This is a genomic window from Sorangium sp. So ce834, assembly GCF_051521425.1.
Classification (GTDB): domain Bacteria; phylum Myxococcota_A; class Polyangia; order Polyangiales; family Polyangiaceae; genus Sorangium; species Sorangium cellulosum_D.
This window is the reverse complement of the sequence record NZ_CP150351.1, coordinates 1,839,900-1,857,759: the sequence shown is the minus strand read 5'-3', so window position 1 is coordinate 1,857,759 and position 17,860 is coordinate 1,839,900. Positions and strand designations below refer to the sequence as shown.

Sequence of the window (17,860 nt, the reverse complement as noted above, 5' to 3'; positions counted from 1 at the left end):
AACGACCGGCAGTTGGCATAACGTACAAGAAATACGATCCACTGATCCGCGCATAAATATTAACAGATCCAACGAGTTTACTTGGATATGTAATATTGTCTACATTACGCTGGCGACGCCGTCAGATGTCAGCACTGCTCGATTCTATTTGGCGAGGGCGGGAACGGCAAGAGCGCGGGGATCAACCTCGTGAGGGCGATGTTTCCGCCGGAAGCACTCGCGAGCCTTCCGCCGCAACGGTGGACGGAGCGATTTGCGCTGTCTGCGCCAGAAGGGAAACTGGCTAACTTCGTGTCGAAAACGCCCAGCGGAGAGCGCCTCGAGGGTGGAGCGTTCAAGGCGGTGGTGACCGGCGATCCGGTGATGGCGGAGAGAAAGCACCGTGAGGGTGAGCTCGCAGTAGATCTCCTGAAGGACGTGGAGATCCTCGCTCCGCCGGGCATCGATCGCGGACGATGCAAACAGGGGCGGGACGCGCTCCAGGTGTGCCCTGGAGGGATCATCGGGCGCGTGGTTCGCGCGTACGAGGTAGATTCGCTGGCCGAAGTCCGAGACCGACCATGTCCTGAGCCAAGGATGCATAATATCGCGAGTAACCAGATGACCGGCATGGCTTTTATCGAGCCGTCAGGGAACACCCTGCCCTGCCGGGGCGCAGGGCTCGGCGGCCCGGTCGATCAGCTGCGCCGCCGGGAGCGCGGCTCGATAGAAGCACATGACCTGATCTTGCGTCGGTGCAGTGTCTTTCATCGAAGCCCGGGAGGCGGAGGAGAGTAGAGCGAACGCGGGCGACCTGTCGATCTTCCGCGAGCGGCCCCGAGCCCTCCGCGAGCGGAGCCACCCCCGCGCTCTCCGAGGTGTTCCGATAGACTACCATTGCGCCGGAGGAGCGCAGCGAGGAGCCGCTTGAGATGAGCTCGCTCCCCGCATCACCTTTCCGCCAGGAGCCCATGCGAGCTCGCACCTTCGCCGTGCGCGCGGCTCGCGACCCCGCACGTGCTCGCAGCTTGCCGCGCCGCCCCCCCGGCTGATAGCTCGCTGGACGCAATCAGGAAGCGAGGGGACGTATGAGCGAATACCGAACAATCGCGGCGGCGCCGGTGCTGGTGGCGGCGTTCCGGGATCAGATCTTCGGCGTTGATCCGGGCACCGGGCGCGTGCTCTGGGAGTACAAGCAGGCCGGGGGCGGTTTCTCTTCCACAGCGCTCCTGATCACGCCTGCGGCGATCTACGCGGCGAGCTTCAGCCGCGTCGCCTGTCTGCATTACCCTACGGGCGAGCTGCTCTGGGAGGTGAAGGCCGCCACGCAGGGCCGCGCCACGCTCCTCCTGGAGGGAGACCGGCTCTTCGTCGCCAAGCAGGGCGAGGTGGAGTGTTTCTCGCTCACCGGCAAGAGCTTCTGGCACAACCAGTTCAAGAGCAAGGGGATGGGCCCGGTCGCCCTGGGCGTGCCGGACAATGTGGCGCAGCCGGACGACAAGGACTGACGCCCCCCCCGGCGCTACGCCGCCCGCGCCTCCCAGTCGATCCGGTACGCGTGCACGCGCGCCTGCACCGCCGCGCCGAGCCGCAGGAACAGCGGCAGCGGCGGTTTCTGCCCGTCGTGTCTGGGCCGACGCATGTGTGCCACGGCGGCGAACCTGATCGAGGACGTCCTGCACGAGGTGGCGTTCTGACAGTGGGTGTTGGCGTTTCCGTTTTCGTGGCGGCGCAGGCTCGCCCAGGACGGGGCGTCGTTCGGCGTGCTGACCCGCATCTTCGTCGAGAGCGTGGAGCGGTTCTACGAAACGCGCGCCGCGCGCCGAGGCGCGTGCGGCGCGGTCGAGAGCGGCGCGGTGACCGTCGTGCAACGCACGTCCGGCGACATGCGGCTCAATCCGCATCTGCACGTGGTCTTCCTCGACGGGGCTTATCACGAAGACGGCACCGAGCTCGTGTGGAACGAACTCGGTGACCTGCGAACGGGCGAGGTCGGTCAGGTCCTAGAGCACGCCGTCGGGCGGATGCTCCGAACCCTCAGGCGGCACGGGCATCTCGAGATCGAGCACGACGTCGAGGAGGACGACGAGCCCGAGGCCGTGCTCTGTGCCTCCGCCGTCTCGGACGAGAGCCGCGCCACACGTCGTCGCCCCGCAATGGCTCCGCGGGCTCTCGCCGTCTTCTCCGAGCGCGCTCGCCTACGACAAGCCGCTGTGCGCTGCGCTCGATGGCTTCACCTTGCACGCAGCGACGCGCGCCGGTGCGCACCATATAGCGTCTCGCGACGCGCTTCCCGGGCCAGACCAACGCCCGGACGGACACGTGTGCCCACGGCACGCCGGTGCGCCCCGTAGCGCGCGCGGCGCCGCCCGTTCGCGAGCGCGTAGGAGCGACCTCCCTCCGGCGCTCGATCCTAGCGGCCGAGCAGGATCCGTTGCTCTCCCGGCGCGAGGATGTGGACCTTCCCAGGCGGGATCCGCCGGGCCGCCATCACGCGCTTGAGCTCGGAGACCGCCTGGCCGGGCTCGTCCGAGGAGTTGATGAACGTGTCGAAATGGATCGGCACCATCCATTTCGCGCCCATATCTTCGCAGGCCTCTAGCGCCTCTGCCGGGTCCACGTGGCGCGAGTGCATGAAATCGCGCGGCCCGATCGGCGCGATCGGCATCAGCGCGAGATCGATCGCGGGGAACCGCGCCCGCGTCTCCGTGAACACCTTGCGATCGTAAGCGGTGTCCCCGCCGAAGTAGACGGTGATCCCATGATATTCCACGACGTACCCCGTGAATCCACCCCAGCCGAGGGCGATGTCGACTCCGTAGCGGCCTCCCCCGTGCTTCACCGGGACGGCGGTGATCCGCAGCCCGTCGTGCTCCCAGCGCTGCCACGTGGAGAGCTCGATCGTGTCGAACGCGAAATCGGGCACGTAGGGGAGGGCGCCGCGGGGGACAAAGAGCACCGGTGTCTTCTCCTCGATCATCTCGAGCGAGCCGAGCGACAGGTGATCGAAGTGCGTGTGCGAGACCAGCACCGCCGAGAGGGGCGGCACGTGCTCCGGGTCCAGGCCCGGCTCGACGAGCCGCGCGGCGAGGAGGCCCACGGTCGAGGTGAAGACCGGATCCGTGAGGATCTGCTTGTCGTCGATCTGGACGAGCGCCGTCGCGTGGCCGACCCAGAGGACGGCCAGGCGCGCGTCTTTGCGGTAGGGCTCTCGCACCTTGTTGGCGACGGGCGCCGGGCCGCCGAACAGCGCGCCCGTGTTGCCTGACAGGACGCGCCCCGGCATGCTGTTGCAGGACAGCGCCGAGGCGGCGAGGAGCGCCATGAGAGCGGTGGAGCTTGTCGCGCGGAGCATGGGGTCAGAAGTACCTGAGGTTGAGCGTCAACGTGGTCCCGCGCAGCGCGCGCGTCGGAGAGTAGGCGACCTGCACGCCGATGACACCGAAGAGGGTGTAGAGGCCGGCCTCGTACGCCGCCGCGACCTCGCCGCCGAGCGTGAAGGCGGAGCCGCCGAGCGAACAGGAGAGGTACTCTCCGCGGTGGAGCAGGGGGAAGTAGGCGCGCACGCCGCCAGTCAGCTGCACGTGATCTTCGATGCCGGCGCCGGAGAAGAGGTATTCGGGCGTGACATGGATCTCGAGCGCTCCGGCATGCCGCGCGAGCGGCTCGGCGAGGAGGCTGCGCCAGGGGGACAGCCTTCGATTTCTGCCGAAGGAGTAGAGCAGGGGGGTGAGCTGCCAGCGCAGGCCGAAGCGCGTGTCGTCGGCGTAGAGGTGCCAGGTGGGGCTCGGAATGAGCTGCGACGCGGCCCAGGCGAGGTCGGGGCTTATCCCCGCCTCGGCGAGGCTCTGCGTCTCCGCGGCGCGGGCGGGGGAGCCCCAGGCGAGCGCGCCTGCCAGCGCGGCGCCGGCGAGCGAGCGCCGGAGCGCTGTCGCGGGGCCGCCGCGCGCAGTGCAGGGCAACCGAGCGCCCGCAGCCGCCCGCAGCCGCGCGCAGGCGCTTGCCGAGCACCGCGAGGATGGCGAGGGCGCGACGTTGCCCGAAGCGAGCGCGGTGGCATTCTCCTCGGCGCGATGGCAGCTCGCTCTCGCCACCGTGCGCCCTCTTGCCTTCTCCATCTTCTCTCTTGTTCTCTGCCAGCCGCTGTCACCCTCACGGAGAACCGGTACAGCCATCGACCGCGCCTCAATGCGCGAGCGCGGGGCTCTCGCCGCTCCGCCGAACGGCGCTGCCATGGGCCCGGAGCGCGGCGAGGCCTTCCGCGCGGCTCCGCACGGCGCGGTAGCCAATCTCCTTCTTCGCCCGAGCAGACGAGAGGTGAAGCGTTTGCCCGAGGAGCCGCACGTCCTCGAGGGTGAGCGGTGGGCGCCGTCGCGGCGCGAACCACCCGAACAGGTTGGTGAGGAGCCACCCGAACAGCACCGCCAGGGGGAGGGGTACGGACCAGGCCTTCGCGTCCACGCCGCGCGTCGCCATGAGCTCCGTCAAGAAGGTGCGCATCGGAGTGACCTCGTCGTCGGTCACGAAATACGCGCGCCCGCCGACGTCACTGCGCACTGCGCAGCTCACCGCTTCGGCGACATTGTCGACGTGGGCGACGCTGTAGAGGTGTTTGCCCCCGCCGACGTAGGCGAAGCGCCCGGCGCGGAAGGCCTCCGCGATGATGTCAAGGGTCTGCGCGTCCGGGCCCCAGATCATCGGTGGGCGGAGGCTCACGGTGCGCATCGCGGGGCTGTCTGCCTCGAGCACCATCGCCTCGGCGAGCGCTTTCGTCGCGCTGTACGGCAAGGAGCGGTCGACCCTGGGCGGCAGAGCGTCCTCGTCCCCTTCGCTCGGCCGAGAGCCCTCGATGACAACCGACGCAGCTCCGAGGTAGATGAAGCGGCGGACGCCGGCCGCGCGCGCCGCTGCGAGCAAGCCGCCGGTGCCCTCGACGTTGGTGCGGGCGTGCTCGCCCCAGCGCAGGGCCGAGGTGAGGGACGCGGCCGCGTGCACTACGACCGCGGCGCCCGTGCAGCCCTCGGTGAGCGCGGCGGCGTCGTGGAGGTCGCCGCGGACGGGCTCGGCGCCGAGAGCGGCGAGCTTGGCAGCGCTGGCGGCGCTTCGCGCGAGGGCACGGACGCGGTACTCACGCGCGATGAGCGCACGGACGATGGCGCGGCCCACGAAGCCGCTGCCTCCGGTGACGAACACGGTCTCTGCCATGACGAATCTCTCCTGTTCGGGCCCGCTCCGGCGCGCCCTCCAGGATCATCTATAGCATCGCTACACGGCTTGTCTATAGCGTCGCTACAATTGGTCGGCGATCGCTTGGAACACCGCGTCGAGCGCCCCCGCCAAGGTGGCGCGGCTCGGTGGTGCGCCGGAAGGGCTCGCGACGATGCTGAGCGCGAGGCCCTGGACGACGGCCCAGACGTGCTCGGCAGCGCGCTCGATCGGCACGCGCAGGGCGCCCGCCCTGGCGCAACGCTCGAGGCGGTGCCGCATCAGGGCGTAGCTCGGCTCGAATATCGACGGCTGCTCGATGCCGCGCGCCATCAACGCGACCGTGACGGAGGGGTGGGCCTGCACGAATTCGAGCACGTGCTCGCAGCCCGTGCGGAGATCCGCGACGGGGTCGTCTGTCGGCGTGAGCGCCCGTTTCTTCGCCATGAACTTCTCGAGCGCGACGGCGTGGACCGCAGCCACGAGCCCGTCCCGGTTGCCGAAGTGGTGGTAGAGGGTCGGCATCGTCACGCCGGCCTCCTCGCACACCCGCCGCGTCGTGAGCGCCGCTGGGCCTTCGCTCTCGAGTACCCGGTACGCTACGGCGAGCAACTTGTCCTTGACGTCGGCCATCGCCGTCAGGCTAGCACAGCTAGCCTCTGGCAGCTCCTCGCGACCCGGAGGCAGCCCGACGGCGCGCTGAACGAGACCGCGCGGGCGACGCTCTCGGCCGTCGATGTGCGCTATGCGACGGCGTCTACGTGGATTGACCCTGGGCGATGAGGGCGACCTACTTGGCCGCGATGCTCGCCAGGGCCTGGGCGATGCGCGGCGGCGCGTTGGGGTGAGCGTAGATTCGCTCCATGTAAGGTTGGATCGCGCGCGGGTGCTGCCGTTCGGGGCTGCGAGGGCAAGCTCAGATGGTCGAGGATGTGGCGCACCACCGCTGAGTCGGTGTTCGTGGAAAGCACGCGCATCCTCCGTTCGCATCTCGGGCAGCGGAGCGCATCGAAGCCGAACGAACGCTTCATGAGCACGGCCCACTCGACGTAGCGCGACGTTGCGAACAACTCCCCTTCGAGCAGCCGCCCCCAGTGCAAGACCGAGATCAGGGTCGGCTCAACTCGCACCGTGGGCTCGGCATGCGCGAGCGACCTCGCTGAGAGCGCCGGCGGAGCGCACGGCGACGCGGGCGCGGCGGGCGCGGCCGGCAGAGGCGCGTGCCCCGCGCACGGCTCAGACTTCGCGGCGCGGGCCGGAGGTTTGGGTGTCACGAGAGAGCGCCACGACGCGCGAGGCGCGAACACGCCATGGTATCTCACAAGCGGGATCTTCGGCGGAGGAGTCAAAGCCGCGAGCCGGGCCATGAACTCCATTTACCTCATGACGCGGTGAGTGCGTCCCCGCCGAGGTGTCTTCAGCAATTACGCTATACGCCCATCGGGCAGGAGCTCGATTCGATCGAGTGCGAAGGCCGGGCGGGAGCAGTATCGCACGAGCCTCTCGCGCCCCTGATCGTCATCCGCTGCGATGGCTTCTTTTACCTACGCGCTCCTCGCGCTGCGATCCGGCTTCTTTTACCTACGCCTCGGGAGGACGTGCTCGGCGACGGCGAGCGTGCCGTCGGTCTCGAGCAGGATGAGCCCTGTGACCCAGAAGGCGAGGAAGAGACAGAGGGCGACGAGGCCGCGGCCCACGTTGCGCCCGAGCCGCAGCGCGGTGACCGCGACGGTCACGGCGGCGGCCCAGAGCGGGTAGTACGCGAGAGCGACCAGGGGTCTCACACGGCAGTTCGTCAGATCCCGGCCGTCTGGCAGAGGACCACCCGCCACCCGTCGGGGTCCTCGAAGGTGAACCCCTTGTCGCGCCAGCAGGGGTTCTCGGGCCTCGGAGCGCCCGGCGCTGCAACCGCCCGTGCCGACCGCAGACCGGACGACGCCGGCCGACACGCTCAGGTCCTGGCGGCGCCATGGCGGAGAGGTACGGCGCGACCACGAGCGCTGCTGCGGCGAGCGGCGGCTCTCAGCCCGGCAAGAGGCGGCTCTGGGATGTCTGATCCCATGATGCGCGACCAGGCACCGCCCAACACAGAATTGGACCTGACGGCGCGAAGCGCCGCAGGTCAATTCAACGTTGGGCTGGCAGAGTGCGGGCACGCAGGCACGATCCCGAAACAGGCGGCAGCGCATCGAGGGGCCCGACCACAGGGCGGCGAGCGAAGGAGAATCCCGCGGCGCTGCGCCGCCAGGCTAGGCGCCGACCCCGATCGGTGATGCCGCGGGCCCTTCACCGCGGGCGACGCGACGGCGGAGGGCGCCCCGTTGGGCCACACCAGAGCCGCCCTCGGCGGCGAAACAGGCGGAAGCCATGAGAATCGCTACTGTTTCCAGCGACCGCTCGCTATCGACCGGTCTTCCTGGCGGGATTTCTGACCCGAGGTGCTATCGACCGAGAGCCCCGTCTCCGAGCGCGCGAATGGATCAAGGATCCGGCCGCCCGGCGCGGAGCGCCCGGGGATCGACGAGGACCCACTGCATGCCCGCGGCCCGCGCGGACTCGATCCCCAGCACGGCGTCCTCGAAGACCAGGCAACGCGCCGGCTCGACGCCGAGGCGCGTTGCCGCCGTAAGGAACGGTTCGGGCGCCGGCTTGGGCCGCGCATAGTCCTCCGCCGCGACGATCTCGTCGACGTACCCGCCGAGCCCCAGGAACTCGAGCGTCTTCTCCACCGACGCGCGCGGGCTCCCCGAGACGACGGCGCGCTTCGTGCGCGGGGGAGGGTCGCGGAGCGCGGTCACGACCTCGGGCACGCCGCGCACGCCCGGCAGCAGCCGGTGATACGCCGCTTCCTTCGCCTCGAAGACCTCGGCCACCGGCATCCGTAGCCCGTACTTCCGGTTCAGGAGCTCGACGATCCGGTCGGTCGTCATACCCGCCCAGCCGTAGAAGTCCTCGTCGGTGAACTCGCATCCATGCGGGGCGAGCGCCTCGAGCCAAGCCCGATGATGAATCGGCATCGAGTCCGCGATCGTCCCATCGCAGTCGAAGAGATAAGCAGCGAACGACCCGGAGGGGAACACGAGCCCAGGCATGGGTCGCCACCCTACCCTATCGACCTTCTCCCTGCCACCGCCACGGAGCAGGGGAACGAGGCGGGGCTGGTTGGAACGGGCTCCGACGGCGTTCTTTCTGCGGTCCGCCCGACCAATACCTGGTTCAGCTGAAGCGCGCCCGGATCGGCGCGGGGCTCTCGCAGATCGGGCACGCGTCCGTGCGCTCGGCGATCTTGCCGCAGTCCTTGCAGTCGACGCGATAGCCGTGGAACCCGGGGTCGTGCAGCTCGACGCTCGTCTGTGCCTTGTCCGCGCGCTTTCCCTCGTACTTCACGCGCGCTGGCACGAACGCGATGAAGCGCACCTCGATGTGCTCGCAGCGCGGGCACCGCTCCGGCACGGCGTACGCGTTGGTCGTCGTGAGCCCGCGCGCGAGGCCGCCTTCGGCGTGGCACCGCGGGCAGCGGTCGTCCGTGAACAGGAGGTGCTGGCACGCGCCGCACGCGATCTCGTACAGCCCGTCGACGAACATCTCGCCCTTGTAGACCCACTTGACCGGGCCCACGGGCTCGCCCTCCATGAGCGGCACGAGCCCGTCGACATACGAGCGCAGGTTGAGCCGTCGTCCTCCGCACGAGGGACACCCCGCCTCGACCATCTCGGCAAACGCGCGCTCGGAGATCCTGCTCATGTGCGCCCCCCTTCTAGCACGCCTCGGCGGCGCGCGGCCCCCGGAGAACGCGTGGAGCCTCGGAGGCGCGATCCCGGCCGCGTCACGTGCGGCGATCCCCGCCGGGGAGGGCCGCCTGCTCGCCTTGCTCGCCGCGCAGGAAGCCCAGCGCCGCGCGGGCGAACGGCTCCTTCCACGCGCCGAAGATGGGCCCGTGTCCGCCGTTCGGCACGAGCCACAGGCAGGAGCGCGGGATGGCGCGGACCATCTCCAGGGCGATCTCGGCGGGATAGAGGGGATCGCTGTCGCCGCTCACGATCATCGTCCGCGCGGCGATGGTCGACAGGTAAGGAGGCGTGAAGCTCATGTCGTCGTGGCTCTCGGCGAAGCGCCTCGGCTGACGCCACAGCGCCCGTATCTGCGCGTCGCCGAGCTTGTGGCGGCCCCGCATCTCCTCCCATTCCCCCTCCGATCGACCCTCGTCGGAGACCTGCCGCATGATCGCCCTCGCCTGCTCGGGGAAGTACGGAGCCGCGGACACGAGGACCATCGATTCCACGCGTTCCGGCTGCTGCGTGGCCAGGTGCAGCAGGGATTTGGCGCCGAGGCTGAGGCCTATGGCCCGGAACGTCGTCACCCCGAGGTGGTCGAGGAGGGCGAACACGTCGAGGGCGCACTGGCGGATGGTCAGAGCGCCGGTCGGGTTCGTCGACCGGCCGTGCCCGCGCAGATCGGGGACGATGACGCGGTGATCGCGCCCCAGCTCGGCGAGGTCGAACACGTGGCCCCAGTCGCCGCCCACCCCGGTGAAGCCGTGAAGCAGCACGAGCGGCGGCCCCTCGCCGCGAAGCTCGTAGTACAGGTCGATGCCGTTGACGGACGCGGTCCGCCCGATGGCCGGCGCAGTCTCCATTCGCTCCTCCGATCGCTCGGCCGCGGCCAATCCGCGGCCGGATGCACCGGAGGGATAGGCGAAGCACTCCACTCTTGATAGCTGTGCCCTTCGCGCGTACAATGCGACTCGCCTGACGAGGAAACCGGCGGACGGCGCGACGACGCGATTCCGCTGAGCAGACGTTCAGCGCTCCGCGTCCCCTGGTGCCGGGATGCTGGGAGGAGCGCGCTCGTCAGCTCCCGAGGAAGGAGCGCAGGAGCTCGTCTGACTCGCGGAGGATGCGCGGAATCGAGGTCACGAGCTCGTGGCCGTCGTCCACCTCGACGAGCCGGACATGGCGCTTCCCCGCCGCGAACGTCCGCGAGAGATCGATGTCCACCACCTCGTCGCTCCGGCCGTGGACGATCAGCGTCGGGACCCGCACGTCGGGCCAGCCGCCCGAGCGGTCATCCACCTCGGCCGCGTCGAGCGCAAAGCCGTAGTCCACCCGGGCTCGCCGCTTCTCGGCGTAATCGTCGACCTCGAGCCACCCCCGCTCCTCCCATGCCCGAAAGGCCTCCTCGCCGAGCCGCCGCCGCCATCGCTCGATGATCCGGAACGCCGGCGCGAGCAGCACCAGCGCGCACACCCGCGCGTCCTCCTCGGCGACGCGGCACGCGGTGAGGCCCCCAAGGCTCGATCCCATCACCACGGCCCGCTCGCGCGCTCCGCCGAGCGCCTGCTTCACGGCGTCGATCATCGCGCTGAGGCGCAGGCGCTCGAGCGAGGGCACCCGCAGGTCGAGCCGCTCGACGGCGACCCCGCGCCGCTCGTAGTGCGCGGCGATCTGGACGCCCTTGGTCGAGCGCGGGCCCGAGGCGAAGCCGTGCAGGTAGAGCCAGCGCGGGCCGACGGCGGAGGGCGGTGTCGTGCTCATCGAGGTGCGGAGAGCCTAGGGCGGGCGCGCGGCGAGCGGCAAGCCGCGCCGCGCGGCCCTTCCGCTCCGGCAGGGCGATGCGTTATGACGCGCCGGAGACGCCATGATCCGCCCCGCCACCGCCGCCGACATCCCCACCATCGCCCGCCTCATCCGGATGCTCGCCGAGTACGAGCGGCTCGCGCACGAGGTCGTCTTCGACGAGAAGGAGCTCGCGGCGCACCTCTTCGGCCCGAGGCCCGCGGCGGAGGTCGTCCTGGCCGAGGCGGACGGGGTCACGGTCGGCTTCGCCCTGTTCTTCCAGAGCTTCTCCACCTTCCTCGGCAAGCCCGGGATCTACCTCGAAGACCTCTTCGTGCTCCCCGAGCACCGCGGAGCAGGCCACGGCAAGGCCCTCCTCGTGCACCTGGCGAGGCTCGCGGTCGAGCGCGGCTGCGGGCGGTTCGAGTGGTCCGTGCTCGACTGGAACGAGCCCGCCATCGGCTTCTACCGGAAGCTCGGCGCCAGGCCCATGGACGACTGGACCGTCTACCGCCTCACGGGCGAGGCGCTCGCCAGGCTCGCCCAGGGCTGACGTGCTCGCCGCCCGCCGATCGTCCGCGGTGGAGCGGCGCGGCGCGCAGGCGCCGCGTCGTGCGCGGTGCCCGGGCGCTGCTCGTGGGGGCGCAGCGGAGCAGCACCGGCTGCTGCCACGGCAGCAGCGGCCGCGGATCCTGCGTCGATCGCGGGCGCGCGGCCCTCGGGAGGCGCGCCGTGGCGCGGGTGTTGCTGGAGCGGCGCACGCTCGTGTCGGTGGCGCGGCTCCCGGGCTCGGTCGCGACATGCGCTGTTGCTCATCGAGCGTGAGCCCACACTGCCCATCGAGGGTCGCCGCAGGCGTCGAATGTCCTCCAACCAACTCACCGGGCTCGGCGTGCTGCGCCACCGGAGCTTCTCGTTCTACCTCGCGTCGAGGCTGCTCTCCGCGATCGCGGTGCAGATGCAGAGCGTCGCGATCGGCTGGCAGGTCTACGCGATCACCGGCGACGTCTTCGATCTCGGCCTCATCGGCCTCGCCCAGTTCGCGCCGTTCTTCGCCCTGATCCTCGTCGCCGGGCAGGCGGCGGACCGGTTCGACCGGCGCCGCATCATCACGGTCGGCCTCGGGGTGGAGCTCTTCTGCTCCCTGCTGCTGCTCGCGTTCACGCTGTCGGGCCTCACGGTGGTGTGGCCCGTGTTCGCGGTGCTGGTGCTGTTCGGCAGCGCGCGCGCCTTCATGATGCCGGCGCAGCAGGCGATCCTGATGAACCTGGTGCCGGCCGACAGCTTCAGCAAGGCGGTCGCGCTCAGCTCGTCGAGCTTCCATGTCGCGGTCATCGTCGGGCCGACGCTCGGCGGGCTCCTCTACCTCGCCGGGTCGACGATCGTGTACGCGATCGTGGCGGCGCTGCTCCTCGCCTCCCTCCTGCTCATGGGCCTCGCGCGCGCGACCCAGCAGGCCAGGCGGAGCGAGCCGGCGTCGCTCGACGCGGTGCTGGAGGGGCTGCGCTTCGTGTGGTCGAGGCCGGCCGTGCTCGGCGCGATCTCGCTCGACCTGTTCGCCGTGCTGTTCGGCGGCGCGGTCGCGCTCCTGCCCGCGTACGCGCGCGACGTGCTCCACGCCGGGCCGACCGGCCTCGGCATGCTCCGCACCGCGCCGGCCGTGGGCGCCGCGCTCACCGCCGGCGTCCTCGCCTTCCGGCCGATCACGCGGCACGTCGGCCGCTGGATGTTCGGCGGCGTCGCGGTGTTCGGGCTCGCCACGATCGGCCTCGGGCAGACGCACAGCTTCACCGCCGCGCTCGTCGCCCTGTTCCTCGTCGGCGCTGGCGACATGGTGAGCGTCTATATCCGCCACATCCTCGTGCAGTTCGAGACGCCGGACGCGATCCGCGGGCGGGTGAGCGCGGTCAACGCGGTGTTCATCGGCGCCTCGAACGAGCTCGGAGAGTTCGAGTCCGGCCTCACCGCCGGCTGGCTCGGCCTGCTCCCCGCCATCCTCCTCGGCGGCGGCGCCACCGTCGTGGTCGCCGCGCTGTGGGCCCTCGCCTTCCCCGTGCTGAGCCGCATGGACCGCTTCCCGCACGCGAAGCGCGACACCGAGGAGAGCGAAGCCCGGGCCGGGGAGCCGGAGGCCGCCGCCGCGACGTGAGGGTGGGCGCGAGGCCGCGGCGCATCGCGCCTCGCGGCCCACCGGGCGGGAGCGCTACTCGGCGCGGAGCGCCTCGATCGGATCGAGGCGCGCGGCGCGGTAGGCCGGGTAGAAGCCGAACACCACGCCGATCGTGACGGAGAGGCCGAGGCCGAGGGCGATCGACCAGACCTCCACGTGGAAGGCCCAGCGGCCGACCAGCTGCGCGAGCAGCGCGCCGGCGAGCCACGACAGGCCCACGCCCGAGAGCACGCCGAGCGCGCCCCCGAGCAGCGAGACGGCCGCCGCCTCGCACAGGAACTGCAACAGGATGGCGCGGGGCGAGGCGCCGACCGCGCGGCGGACGCCGATCTCCCGCGTCCGCTCGGTCACGGTCACCAGCATGATGTTCATGATGTTGATGCCCCCCACGATCAGCGCGACGACGCCGGTGCTGAGCAGCAGCATCTTGATGATGTCGAGGACGAGCATCTCCTGGGCGTGGCTGTCCTTGTCCTCGATCTTGAAGTTCTTCACCCCGTGGTGGCGGCGCAGGAGCGTCGCGTCGATGACCCCGCGGAGCGCGGCCAGCGGCGACCGGACGGCCGCGAGCGGATCCTGCCGGACGTAGATGCGCTCGGTCCTGTGCGCCGGCGCGTACAGCGCGTCGTAGGTCGTCTCCGGGACGAGGACCTTGCGGTTCCAGATGTTCGTGTCGTCCGTGGAGCCGAGGATCGGCCGGTCCTTGAGCACGCCGACCACGGTCCACACGTGGCCGTCGGCCGTCATGTGGACCGGCTCGGCCTGCGCGGCCCGCGCGGGAGGGCCGCCGAAGAGCTCGGCCCAGACCTCGTGGCCGACGACGCACACGCGCCGCCGCCCCGCGAGATCCGCCTCGCCGAGGAACCGGCCCGCCGCGAGCTCGAGGTCGTAGAGCGCGGGCGCCGCCGGCGTCGCGCTGACGAGCGTGACGCGCTTCTTCTTGCGGCCGGCGCGGGCCTCGGTGGGGCGCGCCGACTCGCTCAGGGCCGAGGCGCCGCCGAGGGCGCGCGACCCGGCGAGCGCGCGGGCGTCGTCCCGCGAGAGGTCGCGCCGGGTGCGCCGCCGGTCCTTGACGCTCACCTCGGCGGGGTGGACCTGGATGAGGTCGGCCTCCACGGCCTGCTGGCTCGCCCGGAGCAGCGCCTCCTCGCCGCCGGCGAGGAGCGAGGCGAGCAGCACGATCGAGCCGGTGCCGATGATGACGCCGAGCAGCGTGAGCGCGGCGCGGGTGCGGTCGGCCACGACCGCGCGCGTGGAGTGGAGGAGGTCGCCGAGCCTCATCGCCGCATCGCCGCCACCGGGTCGAGCCGGCCCGCGCGCCGCGCCGGCAGCCACCCGAACACGACGCCCACGCCGGAGGAGACGAGGAGCGCCGCGATCACCGCCGTCGTCGAGATCGCGCCGACCCACGCCGGCGAGAAGCGGCGGATGATCGACGAGGCGACCCCGGCCGCGAGCGCGCCGCCGGCGACCCCGAGCAGGCCGCCCGCGCCGGAGAGCAGCGCCGCCTCGCACAGGAACTGCGCGCTGATGTCGCCCGGCGCCGCCCCGAGCGCCTTGCGGATGCCGATCTCGCGCACGCGCTCGGAGACGCTGACGAGCATCATGTTCATCACGCCCACGCCGCCGATGAGCAGCGCGACGCCGGCGATGAGGCCGACGATCGCCTTCATCGTGGCGAACATCGCCTCGAACTGCCGCATGATGCTGCTGAAATCGAAGAGGGTGAAGTCGTCGACGCCATGGTGGCGCTCGACGAGGAGCGCGTTGACGATGCGCTTCACCGGGTCGTTGTTGCGGACGTCGTCGGTCTTGAGGACGAGGAGCGCCGAGGTGCGCACGTCCTTCTCGACGTCCGCGGCGGTGTCGATCGGGGCGACGAGCAGGTCATCCCAGCTGAAGCCGAAGTTGACGCCCATCCGCTCGCTCGCGGCCAGGACGCCGATGACGCGGCAGCGCAGGGCCCCGACCGTGACCCACCGGCCGATCGGGTCGCCGCGCCAGAGGCGCGCGGCGAGCTTGGGCCCGGCGACGCAGACCCGGGCGCGGCGGCGGTCCTCCTCGTCGGAGAACGCGCGGCCGCGGCCGACGGGCATCCGGAAGGCGTCGAGGAAGCCGCTGTCGGCCGCGACGAGATCGGTGCGGTCCTCGGCGCCCTCGTCGGAGGTCACGTCGCGCGAGCCGAGCATGGCGTACAGGGTGTGCTCGGCGACGTGGGGGACGCCGCGCGCGAGCCGGTCGCGGTCCTTGCGGGTGAAGCCGGCGACGTACATCGCCTTCTTGCGCTCGGCGCGCACCGGCTCCTTCGGCGCGACGAGGATGAGCCGCGCCCCGCCGAGCTGCTCGATGCCGCGGCTCAGCGTGAGCAGGCCGCCCTCGGCGAGCGAGGTCATGAGCACGATCGCGAAGGCGCCGAGGGTGATGCTGAGGACGGTGAGCAGCGACCGCAGCTTGTGCGCCGAGAGCGCCTTCGCGGCGATCGCGAGGTAGACGGCCCACCTCACATCTTCGTCTCGTTCTCGGCCGCGGAGGGCGGGTTGATGAGCACGCGGGCCCCCTCCGGGACGCCGCTCAGGATCTCGACCTCGCGGTCGTTGCGCGCGCCGAGCGCGACCTCGACCTGCTCGGTGGTCGGCTTGCCGTCGGGCCCGTCGACGACGCGCGTGACGAGCTGCTTGCCGCCCTCGGCGGAGACGGCCTCGATCGGCAGGGAGACCACGCCGGGCCTGCTGTCGAGCCGGATGCGCACGTCGGCGGTCATGCCGGGCTTGATGAGGTCGTCGACCTGGGAGAGCTCGGCCTCGACCGGGAAGACGTCGACCTCGCGCCCCTCGAGTTTCACCGAGGCGGGCGCGATCTTTGTGACCTTGGCCGCGTACGTCTTGCCGGGCAGGGCGTCGAGCGTCAGGGTCGCCGGCTGTCCGGGCGCGACCTTGGCGACGTCGATCTGGTTGAGGTCCACCTTGACCACGAGCGTCGAGAGGTCGGCCACGGTGAGCAGCGCCTTGCCCTCGAAGGTCGACTGCACCCCCGGGGTGACGACCTCGCCGGGCTCGATGTTGCGCTTGATCACGGTGCCGGCGAGGGGCGAGTAGATCTTCGTGTAGCGGAGCTGGTCCCGCGCGGCGCTGAGCGCGACCTCGGCGAGCCGGACGGCGATGGTCTTCTCGGCGAGCTCGTGCTTGGCGAGGTCGAGGTCCTCCGAGGGGGTGACGCTGGCCTCGACGCCGGCGGTCCGCCGCTCGACGACGCGCTTGGCGAAGGCGGCGGCGGCCCTTGCCCGCGCGAGCTCGGCCTCGGCGCGGGCGACCTCGCGCGCGTTGTCGGTCGGGTCGAGCACGAGCAGGAGCTGGTCCTTTCCGATCCGGGCGCCCTCGTCCGCGAGCACCTCGGCGACCTGGCCGGCGACCTTGGACTTGATCTCGACCTTCTCGCGGGCCTCGATGCGGCCGGTCTCGAGGATGTCGACGGCGAGGTCGCCGCGCTTCGCGGTCACCACGAGCGCGGGGTCGATGGGCGGGGCGCCGCCGCCGGCCTTGGCGACGACGACGGCGCCGACCCCGGCGAGCGCCAGGGCGGCGATGAGCCACGGCCAGAGGCGCCGCCGCCGCCGGGCGCTCACGAGCGGCCTCCGGGAGGCGCCGAGCCACGTCCTGGAGGCGACGATGCCGGTCCAGGAACCGATGACGACGGTCCAGGAACCGATGACGACGGTCCAGGAACCGATGACGACGGTCCAGGAACCGATGACGACGGTCCAGGAACCGATGACGACGGTCCAGGAACCGATGACGACGGTCCAGGAACCGATGACGACGGTCCAGGAACCGATGACGACGGTCCAGGAACCGATGACGACGGTCCAGGAACCGATGACGACGGTCCAAGGGGCGGCGCCGGGACGTCCGCGCGCCGGCCGCGAGGGCCGGTGTCCTCGACGATGGCGCCGTCCCGGAACGTGACGACGCGCGTCGCATAGGCGGCGATCGAGGCGTCGTGGGTGACGACGATGACCGTCATGCCCTGCGCGTGGAGGGCGCAGAAGAGCTCCATGACCTGCTGGGTGGTGGCGGAGTCGAGCGCGCCGGTCGGCTCGTCCGCGAGGAGCAGCGGCGGCTCGTTGACGATGGCGCGGGCGATGGCCACGCGCTGCTGCTGGCCGCCGGACAGGTGGTGCGACCGGTCCGCGAGCCCGACGCGCGCGAGGGCGCGCGCGGCCCGCTCCCGCCGATCCGCCGGGCGGACGCCGGCGTAGACCATGGGCAGCTCGACGTTGGCGAGGGCGCTGTCGCGCGGCAGGAGGTTGAACGACTGGAAGACGAACCCGATCTTGCGGTTGCGGAGCCGCGCGAGCTCGACCTCGTCGAGCTCCTCGACCGGCTCGTCGTCGAGGAGGTACCGCCCGGCGGTCGGCCGGTCGAGCGTGCCGATGACGTTCAGCGTGGTCGATTTGCCCGACCCCGAGGCGCCCATGATGGCGACCATCTCACCCCGGGAGAGCTCCAGGGAGACGCCGCGGAGCGCCTGCACCTCCACCTCGCCCATCCAGTAGACCTTGGTGATCGCCTCGAGCTTCACGAGTGGAGACATGGGGGTCCTCGGAGGCGGACGGCGCGGCGTCCCCGGCGCGCGCGATCTGGGTTCTCCCGGTGCGGGCCTGAGGCCCCAGCTCGTTGCTCCCGCCATCGTGCCGTGAGGGCCGCTCGTCGGGGTGAGGCGTAGGCGAACTGCGGCAGCGAAGCAACCGAAGCGCACGGGCGCGACGGGAGGGCGACACCGCCCGCAGTGGCGCGCCCAGTGACGGCGCGCCCGGCGCGCCGGCGCAGGCTGCATCGAGCGCGCCCGCGGCGGCCTGAGCGGGAGGGCGCGATCGCCGAGTGGTGCAATCCTGCGCGAGCGTCCGCCTGCTGTGGCAGAACGCGACGCGCGGCGCAGCGCGATCCCGCCGGCA

18 protein-coding genes and 1 pseudogene are annotated in these 17,860 nt (G+C 71.2%); 5 read left to right on the top strand and 14 right to left on the bottom strand.

Translation table 11 applies throughout. The features are described 5' to 3' along the window. Window positions 1–141: 141 nt before the first annotated feature. The 3 genes from WMF20_RS06840 (at window position 142) to WMF20_RS06830 (ending at window position 2,333) form a co-directional block, all read left to right on the top strand. Window positions 142–777: a DUF5906 domain-containing protein gene (locus tag WMF20_RS06840; RefSeq protein ID WP_437617085.1), complete on the top strand. Its 636-nt coding sequence runs from the start codon at window positions 142–144 to the stop codon at window positions 775–777. Between the two features lie 290 nt (window positions 778–1,067). Beyond that, complete coding sequence (locus WMF20_RS06835) at window positions 1,068–1,487, top strand: outer membrane protein assembly factor BamB family protein (RefSeq protein ID WP_437611730.1); 420 nt, start codon at window positions 1,068–1,070, stop codon at window positions 1,485–1,487. Between the two features lie 195 nt (window positions 1,488–1,682). Then, on the top strand, window positions 1,683–2,333 hold the full coding sequence (locus tag WMF20_RS06830) for a transposase (RefSeq protein WP_437611728.1): 651 nt from the start codon (window positions 1,683–1,685) through the stop codon (window positions 2,331–2,333). A gap of 59 nt (window positions 2,334–2,392) precedes the next feature. On the opposite strand, the gene WMF20_RS06825 is transcribed toward WMF20_RS06830, so the two are convergent. From WMF20_RS06825 to WMF20_RS06780, 10 genes and pseudogenes are all read right to left on the bottom strand, one after another. Beyond that, on the bottom strand, window positions 2,393–3,304 hold the full coding sequence (locus tag WMF20_RS06825) for an MBL fold metallo-hydrolase (RefSeq protein ID WP_437611727.1): 912 nt from the start codon (window positions 3,302–3,304) through the stop codon (window positions 2,393–2,395). A gap of 34 nt (window positions 3,305–3,338) precedes the next feature. Beyond that, on the bottom strand, window positions 3,339–3,941 hold the full coding sequence (locus tag WMF20_RS06820; RefSeq protein ID WP_437611725.1) for a hypothetical protein: 603 nt from the start codon (window positions 3,939–3,941) through the stop codon (window positions 3,339–3,341). A gap of 223 nt (window positions 3,942–4,164) precedes the next feature. Continuing rightward, window positions 4,165–5,184, bottom strand: coding sequence for an NAD-dependent epimerase/dehydratase family protein (locus WMF20_RS06815; RefSeq protein WP_437333305.1), 1,020 nt, complete (start codon window positions 5,182–5,184; stop codon window positions 4,165–4,167). 84 nt (window positions 5,185–5,268) lie between these two features. Next, the gene (locus WMF20_RS06810) at window positions 5,269–5,817 is read right to left on the bottom strand and encodes a TetR/AcrR family transcriptional regulator (protein WP_437611723.1); all 549 of its coding nucleotides are present in this window, start codon (window positions 5,815–5,817) and stop codon (window positions 5,269–5,271) included. Window positions 5,818–6,761: 944 nt separating this feature from the next. Beyond that, entirely contained in the window at window positions 6,762–6,968 is a 207-nt protein-coding gene (locus WMF20_RS06805) for a hypothetical protein (protein WP_437611721.1), read from the bottom strand. Window positions 6,969–6,979: 11 nt separating this feature from the next. Beyond that, window positions 6,980–7,069 (bottom strand): annotated as a pseudogene (locus WMF20_RS06800) (VOC family protein); the annotation flags it as partial. 595 nt (window positions 7,070–7,664) lie between these two features. Next, complete coding sequence (locus tag WMF20_RS06795; protein WP_437611719.1) at window positions 7,665–8,276, bottom strand: HAD family hydrolase; 612 nt, start codon at window positions 8,274–8,276, stop codon at window positions 7,665–7,667. A gap of 124 nt (window positions 8,277–8,400) precedes the next feature. Beyond that, window positions 8,401–8,928 carry a hypothetical protein gene (locus WMF20_RS06790; protein ID WP_129573584.1) on the bottom strand — a complete coding sequence of 176 codons (528 nt, stop codon included), beginning with the start codon at window positions 8,926–8,928 and terminating at the stop codon, window positions 8,401–8,403. Window positions 8,929–9,010: 82 nt separating this feature from the next. Then, window positions 9,011–9,820, bottom strand: coding sequence for an alpha/beta fold hydrolase (locus WMF20_RS06785; RefSeq protein WP_437611717.1), 810 nt, complete (start codon window positions 9,818–9,820; stop codon window positions 9,011–9,013). A 214-nt stretch (window positions 9,821–10,034) separates the two neighbouring features. Next, complete coding sequence (locus WMF20_RS06780; protein WP_437611715.1) at window positions 10,035–10,718, bottom strand: YqiA/YcfP family alpha/beta fold hydrolase; 684 nt, start codon at window positions 10,716–10,718, stop codon at window positions 10,035–10,037. A gap of 103 nt (window positions 10,719–10,821) precedes the next feature. Here WMF20_RS06780 and WMF20_RS06775 point away from each other — a divergent pair, with 103 nt between their 5' ends. Then, window positions 10,822–11,292 (top strand): N-acetyltransferase family protein, encoded by a 471-nt coding sequence (locus tag WMF20_RS06775; protein WP_437611713.1) that lies wholly within the window; start codon window positions 10,822–10,824, stop codon window positions 11,290–11,292. Between the two features lie 309 nt (window positions 11,293–11,601). Continuing rightward, on the top strand, window positions 11,602–12,888 hold the full coding sequence (locus WMF20_RS06770) for an MFS transporter (protein ID WP_437611711.1): 1,287 nt from the start codon (window positions 11,602–11,604) through the stop codon (window positions 12,886–12,888). Between the two features lie 54 nt (window positions 12,889–12,942). Here WMF20_RS06770 and WMF20_RS06765 read toward each other — a convergent pair whose 3' ends face one another. The 4 genes from WMF20_RS06765 to WMF20_RS06750 are packed head-to-tail and all read right to left on the bottom strand — an operon-like array spanning window position 12,943 to window position 17,499. Continuing rightward, entirely contained in the window at window positions 12,943–14,190 is a 1,248-nt protein-coding gene (locus WMF20_RS06765) for an ABC transporter permease (protein WP_237245117.1), read from the bottom strand. Then, window positions 14,187–15,413: an ABC transporter permease gene (locus WMF20_RS06760; protein ID WP_437611709.1), complete on the bottom strand. Its 1,227-nt coding sequence runs from the start codon at window positions 15,411–15,413 to the stop codon at window positions 14,187–14,189. The genes WMF20_RS06765 and WMF20_RS06760 overlap by 4 nt, the downstream gene beginning before the upstream one ends. After that, window positions 15,410–16,531, bottom strand: a complete 1,122-nt coding sequence (locus WMF20_RS06755) for an efflux RND transporter periplasmic adaptor subunit (RefSeq protein WP_437611707.1) — start codon at window positions 16,529–16,531, stop codon at window positions 15,410–15,412. The genes WMF20_RS06760 and WMF20_RS06755 overlap by 4 nt, the downstream gene beginning before the upstream one ends. Beyond that, window positions 16,528–17,499, bottom strand: a complete 972-nt coding sequence (locus tag WMF20_RS06750; RefSeq protein ID WP_437611705.1) for an ABC transporter ATP-binding protein — start codon at window positions 17,497–17,499, stop codon at window positions 16,528–16,530. Before WMF20_RS06750 ends, WMF20_RS06755 begins: the two co-directional genes overlap by 4 nt. Window positions 17,500–17,860: the final 361 nt, after the last annotated feature.

Excerpts from the sequence above, each read along its gene's own strand:
- WMF20_RS06775 (WP_437611713.1), top strand. The coding sequence starts at position 10,822 with ATGATCCGCCCCGCCACCGCCGCCGACATCCCCACCATCGCCCGCCTC.
- WMF20_RS06770 (WP_437611711.1), top strand. The coding sequence starts at position 11,602 with ATGTCCTCCAACCAACTCACCGGGCTCGGCGTGCTGCGCCACCGGAGC.
- WMF20_RS06785 (WP_437611717.1), bottom strand. The coding sequence starts at position 9,820 with ATGGAGACTGCGCCGGCCATCGGGCGGACCGCGTCCGTCAACGGCATC.
- WMF20_RS06790 (WP_129573584.1), bottom strand. The coding sequence starts at position 8,928 with ATGAGCAGGATCTCCGAGCGCGCGTTTGCCGAGATGGTCGAGGCGGGG.
- WMF20_RS06765 (WP_237245117.1), bottom strand. The coding sequence starts at position 14,190 with ATGAGGCTCGGCGACCTCCTCCACTCCACGCGCGCGGTCGTGGCCGAC.
- WMF20_RS06750 (WP_437611705.1), bottom strand. The coding sequence starts at position 17,499 with ATGTCTCCACTCGTGAAGCTCGAGGCGATCACCAAGGTCTACTGGATG.
- WMF20_RS06825 (WP_437611727.1), bottom strand. The coding sequence starts at position 3,304 with ATGGCGCTCCTCGCCGCCTCGGCGCTGTCCTGCAACAGCATGCCGGGG.
- WMF20_RS06810 (WP_437611723.1), bottom strand. The coding sequence starts at position 5,817 with ATGGCCGACGTCAAGGACAAGTTGCTCGCCGTAGCGTACCGGGTACTC.
- WMF20_RS06795 (WP_437611719.1), bottom strand. The coding sequence starts at position 8,276 with ATGCCTGGGCTCGTGTTCCCCTCCGGGTCGTTCGCTGCTTATCTCTTC.
- WMF20_RS06835 (WP_437611730.1), top strand. The coding sequence starts at position 1,068 with ATGAGCGAATACCGAACAATCGCGGCGGCGCCGGTGCTGGTGGCGGCG.
- WMF20_RS06780 (WP_437611715.1), bottom strand. The coding sequence starts at position 10,718 with ATGAGCACGACACCGCCCTCCGCCGTCGGCCCGCGCTGGCTCTACCTG.
- WMF20_RS06815 (WP_437333305.1), bottom strand. The coding sequence starts at position 5,184 with ATGGCAGAGACCGTGTTCGTCACCGGAGGCAGCGGCTTCGTGGGCCGC.